The organism is Rhodococcus sp. NyZ502 (assembly GCF_041464245.1).
In the GTDB taxonomy this organism is placed as follows: domain Bacteria; phylum Actinomycetota; class Actinomycetes; order Mycobacteriales; family Mycobacteriaceae; genus Rhodococcus_F; species Rhodococcus_F qingshengii.
In genome coordinates this window covers 3,122,009-3,139,713 of the sequence record NZ_CP167155.1, presented here as the reverse complement: position 1 = coordinate 3,139,713, position 17,705 = coordinate 3,122,009, and the positions used below count along the sequence as shown (strand labels likewise).

Genomic DNA, 17,705 nt, shown 5'->3' with positions numbered 1-17,705 from the left:
AAAGAAGGTTGCACGAACCAGGCGTGAGGCGGATATCGCCAGGTCGAGAATTTGCCGATAATCTACATTATGTCAAGTAATGGATATTCGAACGTCCCCCGTCAGCTTGTCCGCTAGCTTTACCCACATGGATTCCGTTGCACTCGTCCTCGGTTCACCACGTGGCCGTCGCTTCTGTGCGAACGTCGGTTACGCATGCCGCGCCGGCGCACGCACATCCGATGGACACTGGCCTCAATCGCCGGAACATGCGCTCCAAGTTCTCGGCGCTGTTGATATCCGGGCAATCGGCGAGATGTCCGAACTCGAGATTCTGCACTGTCTTGCGTATGCCGTAGATTGCGCACGCTACTGGGAGCCGCCGGACGAAGAAGATCTGATCTTCGTCCGCCCTGAGGTGATCGCGGCATTGCGCCCGATCGCCCAAACCCTTCTCGACTCGTCACACACCGCCTGGTGGACCGAGCCTGCTGACCTTCTGAACCAGAATCTGGTTGAAAAGCGAAACCCCATTTACGGCTGGTCGGACCTACCCTTGCGGATTTACCGCACAGAAGACGGCCTCGAACAGTGGCGCGCTGAGGCACTCGACTACGAACGCCGGTTTCTGGAATACCAGATCGAAGATCCGGACCGTCACATCGGAGGCGAATGGTGGTCTACCCCTTTTGCCAACGGTACAACCGAAACAACCAGGGCCCGGGACGGTATCGGGGCACTCGGGGTGTTTCTCGAAGAAGACAGCTCCTCGAACGAGGCGCGGGTGCAGCCGGTGAGGATCTACGGCGCGCCCCGGATCTACGAGATCACCGGACCGCAGGACTGGGCGAATCTGGTCGATACCTATCCCCTGCCTGTGCCCGCTTCACGTCGCTCCGTGTGGTACGACACGACCGGTGAATACCGTGACTGGTTCATTCCGGACTGGGTTTCGGTGTCCGCGGATTACGACGCCGTCCACCTGACCATGATGGCTTATCTGACCACGCCAGGCGTCGCGATCCCGTTGTCGGCCAACGCGGGGGCCACCGTGCTCGCCGGGTGGGATCCGGACGCCACCTTCTGGCTACGTAGCAACAACATCACCGTTGACGACGACCCGACGGGCTGACGTTCGGCTACACCGAGTTGAGCAGGTGCGGCCGCACTGCCAGCCACCGCGCGGTGTCCTCGATCCCCTGTTTCAGGGTGAATGTCGGAACCCACCCGAGTAGTCGCAACGCACGATCGTTCGACGCATAAGCGCCGGCAGTGTCACCGGTGCGTCGGCCGGCAGCGACCACGTCGATATCTTCGCCGAGCACGTTCTCGAATGTGTGTACCAGCTCCCACACCGTCGTCCCCCGCCCGCTGCCCAGATTGACCACAGTCATGCGTGATGATTCAGCGGTGACCCGGTCGAACCTTTCCAGTGCTCGAACATGAGCGTCTGCAAGGTCCCAGACATGAACGTAATCACGCACTCCGGATCCGTCGCGCGTCGGCCAATCCGTTCCCGTAACCCTGAAAGGCGTTCCTGTCGAATATGATTCGAACAGCTTTCCGAGTGCGTGGGTCGGGCGTGCCGATGGTGTACCACTTCGCAGCTCCGGATCTGCCCCGACCGGATTGAAGTAGCGTAGAGATATCGCCGATAATTCAGTGGCCGCCGCAATGTCGTCGAGCATCGTTTCGAACTGAGCCTTGCTGTGCGCATAGGGACTCTGCGGTGCGATCCCCCAACGTTCGTCGACACACCCACCGTCGCTCGGCGCATACACCGCCGCAGAGGAACTGAACAAGAAGCGCTCACACCCGTTCCGAAGGACACTCGATACCAGCGTCAGCGACTTGGATACGTTGTTCTCGTAGTACCGCGCCGGGCTACTCACGGAATCTCCGACCACGATCAAGGCCGCACAGTGAACTGTCGCATCGATATCGGAATGATCTGCGAATACCTTGTCGAGCAGTTTCTCGTCCGCGATGTCGCCGCAGTAGAACGGGAATCTGTGCGCAAATTCGGCGCGGCCGGTCAGCAGGTTGTCGAGAATCACGACATCGATCCCGGCGTCGACGCACTTCGACGCGACGGTGCTTCCGATGAATCCCGCTCCGCCCGTGATCAGTACTTTCACGCCGCTCCCCCGGCATCTTCGACGGCAGTCCTCGCACGACGGACGAAGTGGGACACGCGTGAGCGGGCCAAGTCCCATCCACGTAGGTCGCGCCCGTCCCGGATGGAAAGCCGATCACGGTCGAGAAAGAGCGGCACCATGACCAGATCGCGGTAGAGCGAGTGCAGGCGTGGGCGATCCGCCAACCACAGCGTCCATCGCCACCACCAACGCGCCGGGACGGTCGTCATTCCGGTACTGACGCCGAAGATCGATTCCACCGCCGCCCAGTGGACGTTCACCGCCCGACGGACATCGCGTGGCAACTGGCGTCTGGAGAGCGTCACAGCGAGTTCCGGTTCGGAAGTGAGCAGGTACCCCACGTCGAAGACACTGTTCAACGACAAATCGGCTCGAATCAAGGCCCGATCGGCAAGCCGCGCGTGAGCGATGACGTGCAGCGTCACGTCGGCCATCGCAAGGCGGGATCCTTCCGCCTCCGAGCTGATTCCTCGGACCGCGGCCTCCCGGGTCAGCGCGTGACGGGCGAACCTCGGAAGTAAGTGCGAATGGATTTCGACGGAGCCATGACGGTCGTCGCGAAGGAGTGCCGGTTCCTGGTGATCGTCGTGATCGATGGAGTCGGAGTCCACTTCGTCGGGGCGGACCATTCGGTAGCCGAAATCGAGGATCGCGTCGTTGGCCGGAACGGCATGTGCAGGGTCGACGACCAAAAGGTCGATGTCCGTCATCCGTCGAGCTGCCGGGTTCGGCCAGATTTTTCGCTCGAGAAGGGCGGCACCCTTCAGTGCAACCGTCGGAAATCCGTTGCTGTGTAACAGCTCTTGCAGTTCCACTCGCTGCGCGTCGAGGTCCGAGATCCTTATGGTGTTTCGGTGATGGACAAGGCTCAGCGTCAATTCCGGACTCGATGCGGTGGCCGATGATTCCGACAGCATTTCCGCGAAGCTCGCAGGTAGGACCGATGCGAAGCCGGCCTCGACCGCTCGGGAGGCGAGCAGCGGCAATACCTTGTGCCTTACAGCGGCGTCGATGACTCTGGGCCAATCCTGCTGCGAACACAAGCGGATGACGTCGGCCCCACACTCGGGTTTCAACATGGAAATCAGGTACCGGGTGTCACGCATGACGCCACCAGTTCCTCCACGGTGTCGGCGCCGGTGTCGCCGTGATGTCGAATCAGTCTGTAGCACGGGGCATTCGAGAGTAGAGCAGCGATGTTTCTCAGGGTCACTCCGTGACTGTCGGACCACAGGGCGGATTGCTCGGCCAGCGACTGTATCGCTTGGGATACGGGCATCGGAGCGAGTCGAGTCGGCCCCTCGTCCCATCCATCGAGGATCAGCACCAGATCGATTCCGCGAACCGCCGAGCTGACGTTTCGTTCAGCAGGCAAGGTTGACGGGTCCAACGCCCACACCGGCGGGGCGTACGGAAGATACAGCGAATCGTGCGCTTTGATCTCCGGGAGGACGTCGAACGTACCGGCTTTGAGGTGGACCCGCCGTGGTAAGCCCACAGCTTCGGTACCACGAATGAAGACGCCTTCGTCAGCACGCAGTTGTGCACCCCGCAGGGCAAGGGCGAGCGCCAAGGTGGTCTTGCCCGCCCCGGAATGCCCGGCGATCGCCACTCTCACACCGTTGCAGTCGACCAGAGCGGCGTGCAGGCGTGTCCACTGTCGGGCGTGCGCGGCCGTCATGACATCCCGGTGCACCGTGCGGTACACGCTTTCCGCGAGCTGGAGACCGTCGAGACCGATCAGCGTTTCACGGCTGCCGCCGATGGTCGATTCGATGGTGACGTCCCAGCGACCGAATGTCGCTCGATTCCGCTGAATCCGAACTTCGACGTTGTTGTCCGCAGGCCACGGACTGGCAATCCGATGCTCGACGACACCGACCTCGGGTATGCGGAAACCGCGCAGAATCGCGTCAACCCAAAGGTAGTGCGCCCGGAATTGTGGTACGTGGTTGCCTGTCACGGAATTCTCATACCAGCAGACGAGAGGTGCTCAGCTGTCCGTACGTCTCGTTGACTACCGACTTCGCCTCGTGGTCAGGGATCTCGAGCACCTCTGCCACGGCCTGGACAATATCGCTGACGGTCCGGCCGTCACACAGTTCCCACACCAACGTCGCGACCGGGTTGAGGTGATGGGCAACCTCGCTGGAACTGTCGTACAGCACAACACCGTCGGTGAGATCGTTGCTCTCCACCGTCTGAGAGCGTTGCGGTCTCACACCTTCGAGTAGTTCGGTCAAGATATCTCCTTGATTCAGCGAATCCGATTTCGTTTCGGTGGTGGTCTCACAGTGCGAAGCGTCGTGAGTATTCGGATTCGATTGCGCCCGAACGAATCAGGCTGCGTGTGGAGGCGATGCCGGGCGACAGCGTCAGGCACGTGAGCGCTCCCCCGGCACTCGCATCCACCAGGTAGTCGCCCAGAGTTCGGTAGTGACCCGCCCATTGTCCGAATGCTTCGGGATCTGACTCCGGATCCGCAATCTCGTCGAGAATTCGCTCGAAGGCGCGTGAATGTACGAGAACGGCGTGGACTCCACGGTTCTCAGGACTGGTGCGCAAGAGTGCCGAACCGTCGAGCAGAGCTCCGTCCCTCGATTTCGGGTCGTGTCCGAGGTGGACGACATCCCAATCGCCGTGATCCAACTCTTCGCGGGCATGGCCAAGGATCGATGCGGCGGCATCCAGCAAACTGACGTCGTCAGCAGCGATGAGGACCGAATCCCAGCCCTTCTCAGTCGCCCGAGCGAGCGCACGACGCCACGAGACGGTGAAGGCCGCGTCCTGATTCATCGCGTCCTCGAAAGCCGACACTCTTTCCACCGCTGTTACGCGCGGTAAGCGAATGAATCTATGCCAGGACGCTTTCCATCTGTCGATGTCAAGATCGAGATTCACGACGGCAACACCGAGGTCCGACTGAGAATCCTCGACAACGGGGTTGGGTTCTCCCCCTACTCGGACAGGCGACAGTGGGCGATCGAGCACAACGTCGACTGCGCCTCGCTCGAGCAGATAAGCCGCCAGTGAGAAGTCGGACGGCACGGGTCCGTTGATCCTTCGTGAGAGTTCGTCTCGCAAAGTTCCGTATGTCGCCGCGCGAACAATCAGTGCAGCTCCGACCAGATCTTCGCCGTGTGCGTGGATGACAGCCGTATCGGCTTCGGCGGGGAGGTCGTCGACGATGTTCCGTAGCTTGTACATAACCGCGGGTTCGATCACGCGAATCTCGTCCAGAAAAACTACCGATTTCCACGCCAACAGAATGGCCTTGTCGATTCCGGCGACGAACGCAGACGCAGTCCTCCACCCATCCGGAGCGTCGTCCTCCGCCGGAATGGCACGGTGAACGGTCAGTTCGATCGACTCGGCCTCCGCCAGGCATGAACGCCACGGAGCGACTCGGCCGTCGTCGCTGAGAACGACCACCCCACCGAAGACCAACTCGGGTCGCTGGACGCTCAGCTCGGCACGGTGACGAATCTCGGGATACGAATCACCGAGGTACCTGGAGAACTGACGATGGAGTGAGTCGAGATCCCATCCGACCTCACTCCAACCGAGCAGGTAATTGTGAACACGATCTTCCCAGTTTATTCGATACGGGACACCGGCCGGGCGCTCGAATCGATGGTGCCAACCAAATGTCGGAAGGCAGACGACCTTTCCGCCGTTGATCCGGAACTTCTCGTGGATGTATCCCTCTTCACCGCCGAATCCGGTGAAGTGCGAGTTCAATCCCGGCCATGCCTCACGCCTGCAGGCAAATGAGCCGAGGCCCTGCATGACGATCTCGAAAGGCACGTCAGGGTGTTGCTTCGCTCGCGGATCAACTCCCCACGAGCCGAACATCCCGTTGCGCCACTTGGGGTCCATGTGGGTGGCCGCGATGTGCGAGGAATCCTGGGAGAGCATCGGTCCCTGGATCAGATCGTCGGTTTCCGGGTCCGCATCGAAATACGCCAGCAACGCCGACAACGATCCCGGTGCCAAGATCACGTGAGAGTCGAGGACAAGGACATACTTTCCGGTGGCCTTGCGGAACAGGACGTCCCGCACCGCAGTCGATCGAACGTCGGTGAACGGGATGTAGCGGAACCGATCGATGTAACCGGCAAACGATTCGAGCATCGGCGCCGGCAACCCCTCGGGGTTGTTGTCCAACAAGACGAATTCGACTCTGTCCAGAACCTCGCGATGATGGACCAAGATCGAGTGGATCGTGAAGTACGCGCCGTCGAAATCGTCGTAGGTCGCGATCGCGACAGTCAGATCGGCCGGTTCTCCGTGTGGCGGAGTCTCCTTCACCTGAACTGACCCCGCGCTCTGAAACTTCTTCAGAGCGCGGTGTAGCGCGACGTCGAACTCTGTCATCGTCGGTGTTCCCCCTCGGAACCAGTCGCGTCGTGTCGGCTACGTAGGTTCCGTGGGATTTGTCGGCTGGGTCGGAGGGGTCGGGAAGGTCGGCTCGGTGCGAGTGGTCGGCACCGTCGGTACGGTTGGCACAGTCGGGACGGTCGGCTCCGTCGGCGCTGTCGGCCCGGTGGGTTTGGCGGTCGTCGTTCCACCCGAACCTGACGAGCTACCGGTTGATCCGGAACCTGTGGAACTTCCGGACGGTCCCGAACTCCCGGAACTACCCGAACTTCCTGACGATCCCGAACTTCCCGATGATCCGGGATTGCCCGGCTCGTTTCCGCCCGGCTGATTCCCTCCCGGAGTATTACCACCGGGTTGATTCCCGCCTGGTTGCTCGCCGCCTGGTTGATTCGGATTCTGCTGGCCACGACTTGGCGCTCCGGAAAGATTCGGCGTGTCACCGGCTGCGAAGGCCGGCGCCGCACCACCGAGGCTGATCGACGTCACGACTGGCACAGTTACCGCCGAGGCCGCTAGAACTGTCTTGACGAACTTGCGTCGATCAACTGGAACATTCTGAAAAGCGTCGCCGCCCATAGCGTTTCTCCCATGCGTCCGAGACGAGGTCGTCCTCACTCGATGTCGGGCAAAACGCTAGCATCCTTCTGGCAACTTTACAGACTGAACGCGCCGATATTTGACGGTTATGCGAATTTGAGTCCGGACTGGGCCGACTGTTCGGACAAACGTACGGCGATCTCCTCCTGTTCAGGGGACTCGTTTGTCCCGGTCGACAACCGTCAACCGACCGGCATCTCCCACGGCGCCACCGGAAGAGTGCTTCCGGTTTCGAGGTAGGACTTCAGGTTCGACAACACCGCCGACCATCCACCGGCCACCTCCATGCGAGCCGATTCGTCCGCCAAATCGGTGTGCTTGACGGTCAGTCGCACGATCGCGCCGAAGGCTTCGATGTCGAAACTCACCCGAGAGATGTCGACGCCCGGTTCGCCGTTCGGATCAGCCCAGGTGGTGACCAACCTCGACGGAGGGTTGCTCTCGACTACGGTGCCGACTACATCGGCAATGTTCGAACCGTCGATCCGGCGGTGCTCCCACGTCGATCCCGGCTGCCAGTCGGAGACGTTGCTGTGTCCCCAATACTCTGCGGTGGCCTGTGCGTCGGTGAGCGCTTTCCAGACGTTGTCCGCCGTGCTCGCAATGTAGGTGACGTACACAAAACTGGGCTTGTCGGTCATGGCTTCCTCCGCGATTCTTTTGACGGTACTGAGCGCACGAAGGCGCGGTACCTCGAACTTGTTGATCCACCGCTCTCGAATCTCCTCGAGCGCAACGGGATTGAGATAGTGAAGCTTCGCCCTCCCCTGTCGGACCGTGCTGATCAGATTGGCGTCCTCGAGCATGGTGAGGTGTTGAGTGACAGCTTGCCGACTCATGTCGAGGCTGTCGCACAGCTCGCCGAGCGACTGACCGTTGGCTACGAACAAGCGGTCCAGGAGAAGCCTTCGTGTGGGATCGGCCAGTGCTTTGAAGGCTGCATTCATCCGGTCGTTCACAACTTCACAATATGCAAGCATTTACTTGCATGTCAACGGTTGGGCGTGCCGGGTTTCGAAAGTTGGGACAGATGAGGTGTGATGTCTCTAGGCAGATGTGATCTGAATCCCGGATTACACCGTAAGAGAGGTTGGGCACATGGACTGGGCAGCAATTGGAGTGGGTGTCGGGTATGCCTCGGTGGCCCTGTCGATCCTGGTTTTCGTCGGCGGGTGCATCGCACTGTTCATCTTGTCCGTCCGCCAGTAGCTGACACCTCGACAAAGTGGTGATCACCCCGGGGTCCGGCCAAGCCGATCACCTCGGGAGTGATCACCCTCGAGGCCGCTTGATCGATTCGGACACACCGGCGCGCGTCGGACTGCTCGCAGAGAAGCTCGGCCGCGGTGGGACTACCGTAGGACTGTCGCCTAGAACTCGAGGAGTACGGAATGAGCATCCAGTCGGTTGAACCGCACCGCCACCGCGTAGTGGTGATCGGTTCCGGCTTCGGAGGATTGTTCGGCACTCAGGCTCTCAAAAAAGCCGATGCCGACATCACGATGATCGCGCGTACAACCCACCATCTGTTTCAGCCGCTCCTCTATCAGGTTGCGACCGGCATCCTCTCGGTCGGTGACATCGCTCCCGCCACGAGACTGGTGCTGCGCAAGCAGAAGAACGCACAGGTACTGCTCGGTGAGGTCGAGACCATTGATCTCGAGAATCAGACCGTGACCTCGCGCCTGCTCGAACGCGTCACGGTTACGCCGTTCGACAGTCTGATCGTGGCAGCCGGTGCCGGTCAGTCGTACTTCGGCAACGACCAGTTCGCGGAGTTCGCCCCCGGAATGAAAACGATCGACGACGCCCTCGAACTGCGCGGACGAATCCTCGGGGCCTTCGAACAGGCCGAACTGTCGGACGATCCCGCCGAGCGTGCGCGCTTGCTCACCTTCGTCGTTGTCGGCGCCGGCCCCACCGGCGTGGAGTTGGCCGGGCAGATCGCCGAGCTTTCCCGTCGAACGCTGGACGGCGCGTTCCGCAAGATCGATCCTCGTGAAGCGCGCGTCGTGCTCCTCGACGGCGCCCCTGCCGTGTTGCCCGTGTACGGCGGGAAGCTCAGCCGCAAGGCTGCCGAGACGCTCGAGAAGCTCGGCGTCGAGATCCAGCTCGACGCGATGGTCACCGACGTGGACAACGACGGTCTGATCATCAAGGAGAAGGACGGCACGCTTCGCCGTATCGAGTCGCAGTGCAAGGTGTGGTCCGCCGGCGTGCAGGCCAGCCCCCTCGGCAAGCAGCTCGCAGAACAGAGCGGCGGAGAAACCGACCGCGCCGGCCGCGTCATGGTCAATCCCGACTTGTCTCTGCCCGGGCACCCCAACGTCTTTGTCATCGGCGACATGATGTCGCTCGACAAGCTGCCCGGATTGGCTCAGGTTGCCATGCAGGGTGGCAAGTACGCGGCCAAGCAGATCAAAGCGTCACTGGACGGCAAGTCCCCGTCGGAACGAGTTCCGTTCAAGTACTTCGACAAGGGCAGTATGGCAACGATCTCGCGCTTCAGCGCGGTAGCCAAGGTGGGCAAGCTCGAGATCAGCGGCTTCATCGGGTGGGTTGCCTGGCTGGCAATTCACCTCCTCTACCTCGTCGGATTCCGTTCCCGTGCCTCGACGCTGTTGTCATGGGCGGTGACGTTCTTCGGGCGTGGCCGTGCTCAGATGGCGTCCACCGAGCAGCAGGTCTTCGCGCGAAACGCGATGGGCGAGTTGGAGAAGAAGAACAAGGAAGCGACGGAGTCCGGCAGCGCTTCGAATGGCGAAGCCAAGAAGGCTGCCGACAAGCAGCAGAAGGCCGCCGGCTGATCAACACCTGAGTGACCGGCGGAGGGCGGCTGTGGAGTTCAACTCCGCAGCCGCCCTCCGTCATTCGATCGACTGCCGCGTGGTCAGTTTCCGATCTTCGCCACCTCGGTGATGTTCGCGAGGCGAACCTGTCCCTTGGAAACGAGTCGGTCGTTCTCGTCGGTGATGCGAACTTCCCAGAGTTGCTGGGTGCGTCCGCGATGAATCGGGGTGGCTTCAGCGGTGAGAGTGCCCTCCCGCGTTGCGCGCAGGAAGTCGGTGTTGTTGTTGACTCCGACCACGTGTCCTCGCTCGCCCAGCCACACGGTGCCACCGACGCTGGCGAGAGACTCCACCACCGAGCAGTACACACCCCCGTGCTGTATCCCGGCGGGCTGGTGCAGCGTGGGCTTGACGGTCCATTGCGCCCGCACGCGATCTGGGCTCAGTTCGGTGTATTCCAGGCCGATGGTGGCGTCGAAGCCCGTTCCGAGCCGTTTCATCATCTCTGCGGTCTCAGCAGTGTCGACCATGCCATCTCCATCTGTGATTCTCTGGCGCCGGTGTGGCTGCCACTCCCTACCTGATTACACGAGAGGTAACTCGAGCTTGGAATCAGGTCTGGAAAAAGAACCGGCGGGTTTCACATCATTCGATGTGAAACCCGCCGTGGGAAGGACCGGGAGTCTCTGCAGCCCTCAGGACTCCGGCGCGGTCCGGCAGTTTCGTCACTCTCGCGGGGTGTAACTCTCCGCGTGGTGTTCCACAATCATAGGCAAGGCTGACCTAATTTAGCAAGCCCTTCGTCGAACTGGTTCCAACGAGGACGCAGCGAGACCTTGCGGCGTGCACGCACGGGCAGCCCTGCGGCGACAAAAGCGTCCAGCAGCCCCTGCCCGCGGCGCTGAGCGGCTGATTCGCCCCCGCCGGCCAAGATGGGGACATATGCCGCTGCGCCCAGGATCGACTCCCCTACCAAGCCCCAGAATCTGAACTGGTCGACGGGCGCACACCTGGAGACGGCGTCGTAGATCGCCCGTAGCGAGGTCAGGCAACGGTGCGCGGTCCAGACGAGGAGCGCTTCTTCGCACGGCATGTCGACGACGCCGTCACTGCCGGACTCCCGTCCGTTCGGCGCAACTCGTAGAGTTTCGTCGATCACCCCGGCCCAGTCGATACCGCCGTCGCTGTCCATGTGGATGAACAGGTTCTCGAGGCCTGGATCCCAAGCGGCACCTTCGGAGACGATCGATGCGGCAACCCTGCCGACCACAGCGTGAATCAGTGATGTTGCGACCTGTATCGCCGCAGCTTCGGCACTGTCGAGATCCTGGAGCGAGCGGGCGAACATCTGATGCACCCGATCCCCGCACAAGCCTTCACTCAACTGCCACCAACGCCGTTTGCCTTCACCTGACATGGCGGCAACCGCGTAGACGCGCGGGTAGTCAGGGTTGAGTGCTCGTAGGCGAACGCTGGTGCGGCTCAATGCGTTCGACCGGAGTTCGAATTCACGAACATCCGCATGCTGGGTGGTCAAGGTGATTGTCACCGTGCACTCCAATCGGCCGAAGTTGTCTTGTGGTTCTTAATGTAGGTTAGCCTCACCATAATTCAAGAGTAAAGAACTGTGACGCTGGGCACCGCATATTCACAGGAACTTGCCCCGCAGGGAGCACACCCACATAGGGTTCCGTAACCTAAGATGCGAATTCCCTGCGCACAAAGACCAGGAGCTCGAACCGCCAGTGACGATGATCAAACCGCTCGGGAACGGACATCCCCGAGGACCCAGCGAGACGTACGGACGGCGCATAGTGCCGCGCGGCCCGGCTCCTGTCCGAATGCGTGTTCTAGCTGGGATTTTCGACGCGGGGGTGTTCCTGCTTCCGTTGCTCGTCGGCTGGTACGTCGTTCAGTCGCTCCGAGACGAGAACGGTGGCGGCGAAGCCGACCGCGCAGTATTCGGTGGGACGGCAATAGCCATTGCCGTTGGTCTCCTCGTGTGGAACCTGGGATTCCGCGAAGGTGCCACAGGCCGGACCTCGGGAAAGGGATGGGTAGGTCTGGTCACGCGTGACGCGAAGACAAAGCAGCCCATCGGTGTTCGCCGGGCTCTGCGCAGGCCGTTCGATCGAACCGGTATCGAGGTGGTCCGTGAAAGCACGGCGCGCGAAGAAGGGTTCGAGGAACTCGCGCGCGACAACAGCGTCGGGGCAACTCGTCGACGCCGGCTGATCGGTCTCGCGGTGCTCACGGTTCTTCTCGCGCTCGTCATGCTCGCGAGCATCGCGGTGGGCGCACGTCCCCTGACGTTTGCCGAGATCTTCCACGCCATCTTCAGTTCGGACGGCACCCAGACGGACATCATCGTGCGAACGTTGCGCGCTCCGCGGACCATCCTGGGTCTTGTCGTCGGCATCGCACTCGGTATCGCCGGCGCCCTGATTCAGGGACACACGCGTAACCCGTTGGCAGATGCCGGACTACTCGGCCTCAACGCCGGCGCGGCTTTCTTCGTAGTCATGGCGATCTATCTCTTCGGCTTCACCGCACCGAGTCAGTACCTCTGGTTCGCGTTTGCAGGATCGTTCGTCGCCAGCATCGTCGTCTTCGGCTTGTCCTCCATCGGAAACGGCGGCGCGAGTCCTCTGAGTTTGGCTCTGGCGGGCGCAGCCGTCGCGTTCTTCCTGCAAGCCATGACCAATGCCGTGATCATCCTCGACCAGACCAGTCTGGACGCCTACCGTTTCTGGGTAGTCGGGTCGGTGTCCGGTCGCGGGTTCGACGTTCTCTGGCAGGTCCTCCCCTTCCTGATACTCGGTTTGGTCATCGCCCTGGCGAGTACGCCTGGTCTCAATGTCCTCAGCCTGGGTGAAGACGTCGCAAAAGCGTTGGGAACGAACATCGCGTTCAGTCGCACACTCGGCATCATCGCGATCACCCTGCTGACCGGCGCCGCGACCGCAGCGTGTGGACCTATCGCGTTCATCGGATTGGTGGTCCCCCACGTGGCCCGGGCCATCACCGGACCCGACTACCGCTGGCTGGTCCCGTACGCGGGCTTGCTCGGCGCGGTCATGTTGATCACCGCGGACATCATCGGCCGCGTAGTCGTGCGCCCCGGCGAGTTGCAGGTCGGCATCATCCTGGCCCTGTTCGGCGCCCCGTTCTTCATCGCTCTCGTACGCCGCAGAAAGTTGGCAAGTCTGTGACGCTCAAGCAAGAACTCCGGGTACTCCCCCGGACCGTCCCCTCACGTAAGTCGATTCGTATCGGTGGATTCTCGCTGGTCTACCGTCCACTCGCGGTGTCGGTGTGCATTGCGCTCGCGGTCGCACTCTTCCTTCTGCTCTGCATCAACATCGGACGCGGCGACTATCCGATCTCGATCCCCGATGTCATTTCCGTCCTGCTCGGTAATGGAAGCAAGACACAGAACCTGATCGTCTTCGACCTCCGACTTCCTCGATCGCTCACCGCACTCTTCATCGGTATGGCACTCGGCATTGCCGGTGCGGTCACCCAGACGATCGCTCGCAACGCCCTCGCCAGCCCCGACATCCTCGGAATCACGGCCGGATCGAGTGCCGCCGCGGTTGCTCTCATCGTGCTCGGCGGTGGCGGGTCGTTCGTGGGACTGCTTGCCACACTGGGGATTCCCTTGGCTGCACTGTGTGGCGGTCTGCTGACAGCTGTGGTGATCTACGCCCTGGCATGGCGAAAAGGCGTCGAGGGATTCCGCCTCATCCTGATCGGCATCGGCATCAACGCCATGCTCGTGGCAGCGACGGGATGGCTTCTCATCTCGGCGGACATCAACGATGCTTCCCGCGCACAGGTGTGGCTCAACGGTTCGCTCAACGGTGCCACCTGGAATCAGATGTGGCCGGTAGCCATCGCTGTCGCGGTAGTCGGCGGCTACGCGGTGATCGCTTCGTTCACCATGGGAGCGCTGCGGTTGGGCGACGACAACGCCACCTCTCTCGGTGTTCGCTTGCAATCATCGCAGGCCAAACTATTGCTCTCCGCCGTGGCGCTGGCCGCCATCGCAACCGCCGCAGCAGGTCCGGTCGGCTTTGTCGCCCTGGCTGCGCCACAGGTCGCCATGCGTCTGGTGCGCTCTGCCGGCCCGCCCATCGTGGCGTCCGCGCTGACCGGTGCTGTACTGGTGGTCGGCAGCGACGTCATCGCTCGAACAATTCTGCCTGTGGAACTCCCCGTCGGAATCGTGACTTCCGCACTGGGTGGTCCGTTCCTGCTCTACCTGTTGGTTCGTAACAATCGGAAGGTCACAGCATGACCACCATCGCCCAGTCCACCGATACTCCTTCGCGTCTCGTCGCCAAGAACCTGACGCTCGGGTACGGGGACCGCATCATCGTCGACGGACTCGATCTCGAGATCCCTACCGGCGTGATCACGACGGTCATCGGCCCCAACGGTTGCGGCAAGTCGACGCTCCTGCGTGCGCTCGGTCGTCTGCTCAAGCCCAAGGGCGGATCGGTCGTCCTGGACGGCAAGGCGATCAGTTCGATGAAGACCAAGGAAGTCGCACGGGTGCTCGGAATGCTCCCCCAGACTCCAGTTGCGCCCGAAGGACTCACCGTCGCCGATCTGGTCTCACGTGGGCGCCACCCGCACCAGTCGTGGATCAGGCAGTGGTCTGCGGACGACGAGGGCGAGGTCGCCGAAGCGCTGGAGCTGACCGGTGTCTCGGATCTCGCCGATCGACCCGTCGATCAATTGTCCGGCGGTCAGCGCCAGCGGGCCTGGATCTCGATGGCTCTCGCCCAGGGAACCGACATTCTGCTTCTCGACGAACCGACTACCTATCTGGACCTCGCGCACTCGATGGAAGTCCTCGACCTGGTGGATCAACTCCACGAGGAAATGGGGCGCACCGTGGTGATGGTTCTGCACGACCTCAATCTCGCGGTCAGATACAGCGATCATCTGATCGTGATGCGCGACGGCGCCGTCGTCGCTTCTGGTGTCCCCAAGGACATCATTTCCGCGGAACTTCTGCTCGAGGTGTTCGGTCTCGAAGCTGCGGTCATCGACGATCCCGTCTCGGATCGGCCGCTGATCGTTCCGATCGGAACCCGGCACGTGTTCGGCGCCGTCGGCGGGCCGGCAAAGCCTGCGTGACGATCGCGAATCAGCGACCCAGAATCGTCCGAACAAGTTTGAATCCCTGACCGATCGTCACGGTCGGCAGGTACGCCCGTCCGACCGCGTTCCCGATGCTCGGCAACGCGGCTGGATCGGCGAAGGTCATGTGCATCGGCACGTACCGAGGCTGGAACTTCGATTTGAAGGCCAACAGCGAACGAAATCCGTACACCGGTTCCAGGGTGCGACCGAGTAGGTCGAGCACGCTGTCCATCATCGCCGAGAAAGTCGTGGCCTCCGGTTCGTTCGCATTCCTCTCGGAGTCACCGGCGATTGTTGCCAACGGTGCACCGGACAGACTGAGGAACTCGACGCCCTCCTCCTCCAATTTCAGTGCAGCGGAGGCGATGAGGAACTCCATCGCGGGACGGAATCCTTCGGAGCGTCGCCTCATGAAGTCGAGTGTCCACCCGACGACTTTGCCGTCGCGGTACACCGGTAGCCACGACGTGACACCGTGCACGGTGCGATCCTCGTCGACGGCGATCAGGCACCGCACTTGTTCGTCGTCGACCTCGTCGAGTCCGCCGAGGGTGAATCCCATCTCGGGCATCCCCTTGTCCGCCACCCATTCCTCCGAGATCGCAACTATCTGATCCTTGATCGCGAGAGGTGCATGAGGGAAGGAAATCCACTCGGCCGTGATCCCGGACTTCTTCGCCCGGTTCAGTGCTGTTCGCACATCCTGGAACCGCTTTCCTGTGAACGCGACCTGTCCGAGGTCGAGCACGGTTTCCTCGGCGACCTGCAGGCCGCTCCAGCCCATGTAATCAGTGATGCTTCGGGCGTCGTCGGTCACTGAATAGAAGCAGGGAATCCAACCGTTCGACGACGCGAACTCGGCAAACTCCTCGATCGCCGTGCGCATGCGATCTGGAGGACCGACCGGATCACCGGTTGTGAGAGCAACACCGGCGATGACGCGATACGCGACGTAACTCGAACCGTCCGCGCTGAACCAGTATGTGTTTCCCTTCCACGTCGTCATCCAGGACAACGGGCTGCCGGTACCGGCGATCAACATGGATCGTGCTCGTTCGGCGGCTTTGGGATCGGCGGTCTTGACCGGCTTGAGGAAACTCACGAACACCAACACGGCGGCGACGCCCCAGAACACGACGCCGGTCCACTCGAAGAGCAACGTCGACTCGATGTCCACGGGAAGCAGACGCGGATCGATCAACTGCAGGTACACGGGCGGTACAAGGCGCTGAGGGAAGTCCGCGAGCAACATCGTTACGGTGGGCTCGCGATCGAACCCGTGCCTGGCGAGCATTCCGCCGCCGACGTAGATCACGGCGAGGACCGCGAGCAAGGTCACGATCGCAGCACCGAGACGTCGGTATGTCTTGGCCGGGGCCGCGACGTCGAAGTATCGACGTGTCGCGATCAGCAGGATCAGTACGAAGAGCGGTGTCAGGAACGGCACCAGAGTTCGGTACACGTTCGGATCGCTGATTCCGTAGAACAAGCTGTCACTGTCGACGGCGTCGACGAACCTGATGACGAAGTTCCCGATCGAGAGGACGAGTAGGACGACCTGAGCACACACTGTCGCAATCCAGGCGAATCTGCGGCCACGACGGAGCCCGTCACTCAACACGAGAACGAAGATCGACGGCATCAGCGAGAGCAGAGTCGGGCCGATACCGGAGAGTCTGAGCTCGAGGAGTCCTCGTCGGCAGTCCGGATCCGACGACGACTCCTCGCACAGTTCTCGAACCTCGGCGACAGTCCAGGGAACTCCGCGGAAGAGGTCACGGAGGACCGCGAGTGGGCCGACCGCCTGCGGGGACAGCGCGGCGATCATCGGGCCGATCGCACTCGCCGCGACGACGATGGCGACCAGGACGCGACCCTCTCGCTGTGTCCCGGCGATGCGCTCACCGCGCGCCGATCGTCCGACGATCCACTGTCCGATCACCAAACCCACCACAGCGGCAAAGAATCGGATGACGTCTTGCAGCTGACCACTGAACAAGGCCAAAGTGATCGTCAACGCCAAAGTTCCGACGCGAATGCGACGGCGCCACAGGGTGCCCATGTTCGAGCTGGCGGCCATCGCAGCGCCGACGATCCATGCACTGGCTCCGACCGCGGAGCCCACGTGGAGGCGGAATCCCCAACTGGAATCAAACACCTTCGCAAACGACGCCCAGCCGAGCCCGAGCAGGACTCCCAAGATTTGAGTGCTTGCGCCGGCGATCGCAAGCTTGATCGTTCCCATTCGGCGTTCGAGGGGTGCGGCGACTGCGATCAGGAGCACGGTCGCGCCGAGGTACCCGAGCAGGTTTCCTGCCCACAGCACGGACGTGAGCGGAGTCCAGATGCGGCCGTGCTGGATCGAGCCCATTCCGGCACCGATCGTGTGCTCGAGATCGCGGGACGGTCCGTGAACGAGGCTGCCGGTTGCGGCACCCACGATCCACATGGTGAGAAGTAGAACGACCGTCAACGGTGCGTCGCGAATGCCGAAACGGATGATGCCGGCAGCTTTCTGCGTGACTACCCGCGCCCGTGATGTCGATTCTTCGGTGCCCGGCGAACTGTCGATCGTCATCTACGTGCGGCTACTTTCTGCGGATCGACTGTTGGCTTGCAATTATCGGGCATCGTCATTGTCGGG

General features: G+C 61.8%; 15 protein-coding genes. 6 read left to right on the top strand and 9 right to left on the bottom strand.

Annotation, left to right across the window (positions count from 1 at the left end; genetic code table 11):
* Positions 1-127: 127 nt before the first annotated feature.
* The gene (locus ACBG85_RS14650; protein ID WP_372023857.1) at positions 128-1,111 is read left to right on the top strand and encodes a hypothetical protein; all 984 of its coding nucleotides are present in this window, start codon (positions 128-130) and stop codon (positions 1,109-1,111) included.
* A 7-nt stretch (positions 1,112-1,118) separates the two neighbouring features.
* On the opposite strand, the gene galE is transcribed toward ACBG85_RS14650, so the two are convergent.
* From galE to ACBG85_RS14625, 5 genes are read right to left on the bottom strand one after another with little or no spacing between them, the layout of a single operon-like run.
* Positions 1,119-2,117, bottom strand: coding sequence for a UDP-glucose 4-epimerase GalE (gene galE / locus ACBG85_RS14645; RefSeq protein ID WP_372023855.1), 999 nt, complete (start codon positions 2,115-2,117; stop codon positions 1,119-1,121).
* Positions 2,114-3,244, bottom strand: coding sequence for a nucleotidyltransferase family protein (locus ACBG85_RS14640; RefSeq protein ID WP_054825874.1), 1,131 nt, complete (start codon positions 3,242-3,244; stop codon positions 2,114-2,116). Before ACBG85_RS14640 ends, galE begins: the two co-directional genes overlap by 4 nt.
* Positions 3,223-4,101: a hypothetical protein gene (locus ACBG85_RS14635; protein ID WP_372023853.1), complete on the bottom strand. Its 879-nt coding sequence runs from the start codon at positions 4,099-4,101 to the stop codon at positions 3,223-3,225. Before ACBG85_RS14635 ends, ACBG85_RS14640 begins: the two co-directional genes overlap by 22 nt.
* A 7-nt stretch (positions 4,102-4,108) precedes the next feature.
* A complete protein-coding gene (locus ACBG85_RS14630) occupies positions 4,109-4,381 on the bottom strand; it encodes a PqqD family protein (protein ID WP_054825873.1) in 273 nt (90 codons plus the stop codon).
* A 46-nt stretch (positions 4,382-4,427) separates the two neighbouring features.
* Positions 4,428-6,515: a glycosyltransferase gene (locus ACBG85_RS14625; RefSeq protein ID WP_372023851.1), complete on the bottom strand. Its 2,088-nt coding sequence runs from the start codon at positions 6,513-6,515 to the stop codon at positions 4,428-4,430.
* A 52-nt stretch (positions 6,516-6,567) separates the two neighbouring features.
* On the opposite strand from ACBG85_RS14625, the gene ACBG85_RS14620 reads away from it, so the two are divergent.
* Positions 6,568-6,849 carry a hypothetical protein gene (locus tag ACBG85_RS14620; protein ID WP_042450929.1) on the top strand — a complete coding sequence of 94 codons (282 nt, stop codon included), beginning with the start codon at positions 6,568-6,570 and terminating at the stop codon, positions 6,847-6,849.
* Between the two features lie 451 nt (positions 6,850-7,300).
* On the opposite strand, the gene ACBG85_RS14615 is transcribed toward ACBG85_RS14620, so the two are convergent.
* Positions 7,301-8,098, bottom strand: a complete 798-nt coding sequence (locus ACBG85_RS14615) for an ArsR/SmtB family transcription factor (RefSeq protein WP_372023849.1) — start codon at positions 8,096-8,098, stop codon at positions 7,301-7,303.
* Between the two features lie 411 nt (positions 8,099-8,509).
* Between ACBG85_RS14615 and ACBG85_RS14610 the strand changes: the two genes are divergently transcribed.
* Positions 8,510-9,925, top strand: coding sequence for an NAD(P)/FAD-dependent oxidoreductase (locus ACBG85_RS14610; RefSeq protein ID WP_165639264.1), 1,416 nt, complete (start codon positions 8,510-8,512; stop codon positions 9,923-9,925).
* A gap of 83 nt (positions 9,926-10,008) precedes the next feature.
* On the opposite strand, the gene ACBG85_RS14605 is transcribed toward ACBG85_RS14610, so the two are convergent.
* Together ACBG85_RS14605 and ACBG85_RS14600 are read right to left on the bottom strand one after the other, a co-directional pair.
* The gene (locus ACBG85_RS14605) at positions 10,009-10,437 is read right to left on the bottom strand and encodes a PaaI family thioesterase (RefSeq protein ID WP_003945020.1); all 429 of its coding nucleotides are present in this window, start codon (positions 10,435-10,437) and stop codon (positions 10,009-10,011) included.
* 236 nt (positions 10,438-10,673) lie between these two features.
* Positions 10,674-11,456, bottom strand: coding sequence for a hypothetical protein (locus ACBG85_RS14600; protein WP_003944809.1), 783 nt, complete (start codon positions 11,454-11,456; stop codon positions 10,674-10,676).
* Positions 11,457-11,658: 202 nt separating this feature from the next.
* On the opposite strand from ACBG85_RS14600, the gene ACBG85_RS14595 reads away from it, so the two are divergent.
* The 3 genes from ACBG85_RS14595 to ACBG85_RS14585 are packed head-to-tail and all read left to right on the top strand — an operon-like array spanning position 11,659 to position 15,055.
* Positions 11,659-13,119 carry an iron ABC transporter permease gene (locus ACBG85_RS14595; protein WP_073512408.1) on the top strand — a complete coding sequence of 487 codons (1,461 nt, stop codon included), beginning with the start codon at positions 11,659-11,661 and terminating at the stop codon, positions 13,117-13,119.
* A complete protein-coding gene (locus tag ACBG85_RS14590; protein WP_003944960.1) occupies positions 13,116-14,207 on the top strand; it encodes an iron chelate uptake ABC transporter family permease subunit in 1,092 nt (363 codons plus the stop codon). The genes ACBG85_RS14595 and ACBG85_RS14590 overlap by 4 nt, the downstream gene beginning before the upstream one ends.
* Complete coding sequence (locus ACBG85_RS14585) at positions 14,204-15,055, top strand: ABC transporter ATP-binding protein (RefSeq protein WP_003945031.1); 852 nt, start codon at positions 14,204-14,206, stop codon at positions 15,053-15,055. The genes ACBG85_RS14590 and ACBG85_RS14585 overlap by 4 nt, the downstream gene beginning before the upstream one ends.
* 10 nt (positions 15,056-15,065) lie before the next feature.
* Here ACBG85_RS14585 and ACBG85_RS14580 read toward each other — a convergent pair whose 3' ends face one another.
* The gene (locus tag ACBG85_RS14580) at positions 15,066-17,639 is read right to left on the bottom strand and encodes a bifunctional lysylphosphatidylglycerol flippase/synthetase MprF (RefSeq protein ID WP_372027821.1); all 2,574 of its coding nucleotides are present in this window, start codon (positions 17,637-17,639) and stop codon (positions 15,066-15,068) included.
* Positions 17,640-17,705 lie beyond the last annotated feature (66 nt).

Excerpts from the sequence above, each read along its gene's own strand:
- ACBG85_RS14650 (WP_372023857.1), top strand. The coding sequence starts at position 128 with ATGGATTCCGTTGCACTCGTCCTCGGTTCACCACGTGGCCGTCGCTTC.
- ACBG85_RS14640 (WP_054825874.1), bottom strand. The coding sequence starts at position 3,244 with ATGCGTGACACCCGGTACCTGATTTCCATGTTGAAACCCGAGTGTGGG.
- ACBG85_RS14625 (WP_372023851.1), bottom strand. The coding sequence starts at position 6,515 with ATGACAGAGTTCGACGTCGCGCTACACCGCGCTCTGAAGAAGTTTCAG.
- ACBG85_RS14615 (WP_372023849.1), bottom strand. The coding sequence starts at position 8,098 with ATGCTTGCATATTGTGAAGTTGTGAACGACCGGATGAATGCAGCCTTC.
- ACBG85_RS14610 (WP_165639264.1), top strand. The coding sequence starts at position 8,510 with ATGAGCATCCAGTCGGTTGAACCGCACCGCCACCGCGTAGTGGTGATC.
- ACBG85_RS14605 (WP_003945020.1), bottom strand. The coding sequence starts at position 10,437 with ATGGTCGACACTGCTGAGACCGCAGAGATGATGAAACGGCTCGGAACG.
- ACBG85_RS14595 (WP_073512408.1), top strand. The coding sequence starts at position 11,659 with ATGATCAAACCGCTCGGGAACGGACATCCCCGAGGACCCAGCGAGACG.
- ACBG85_RS14585 (WP_003945031.1), top strand. The coding sequence starts at position 14,204 with ATGACCACCATCGCCCAGTCCACCGATACTCCTTCGCGTCTCGTCGCC.
- ACBG85_RS14580 (WP_372027821.1), bottom strand. The coding sequence starts at position 17,639 with ATGACGATCGACAGTTCGCCGGGCACCGAAGAATCGACATCACGGGCG.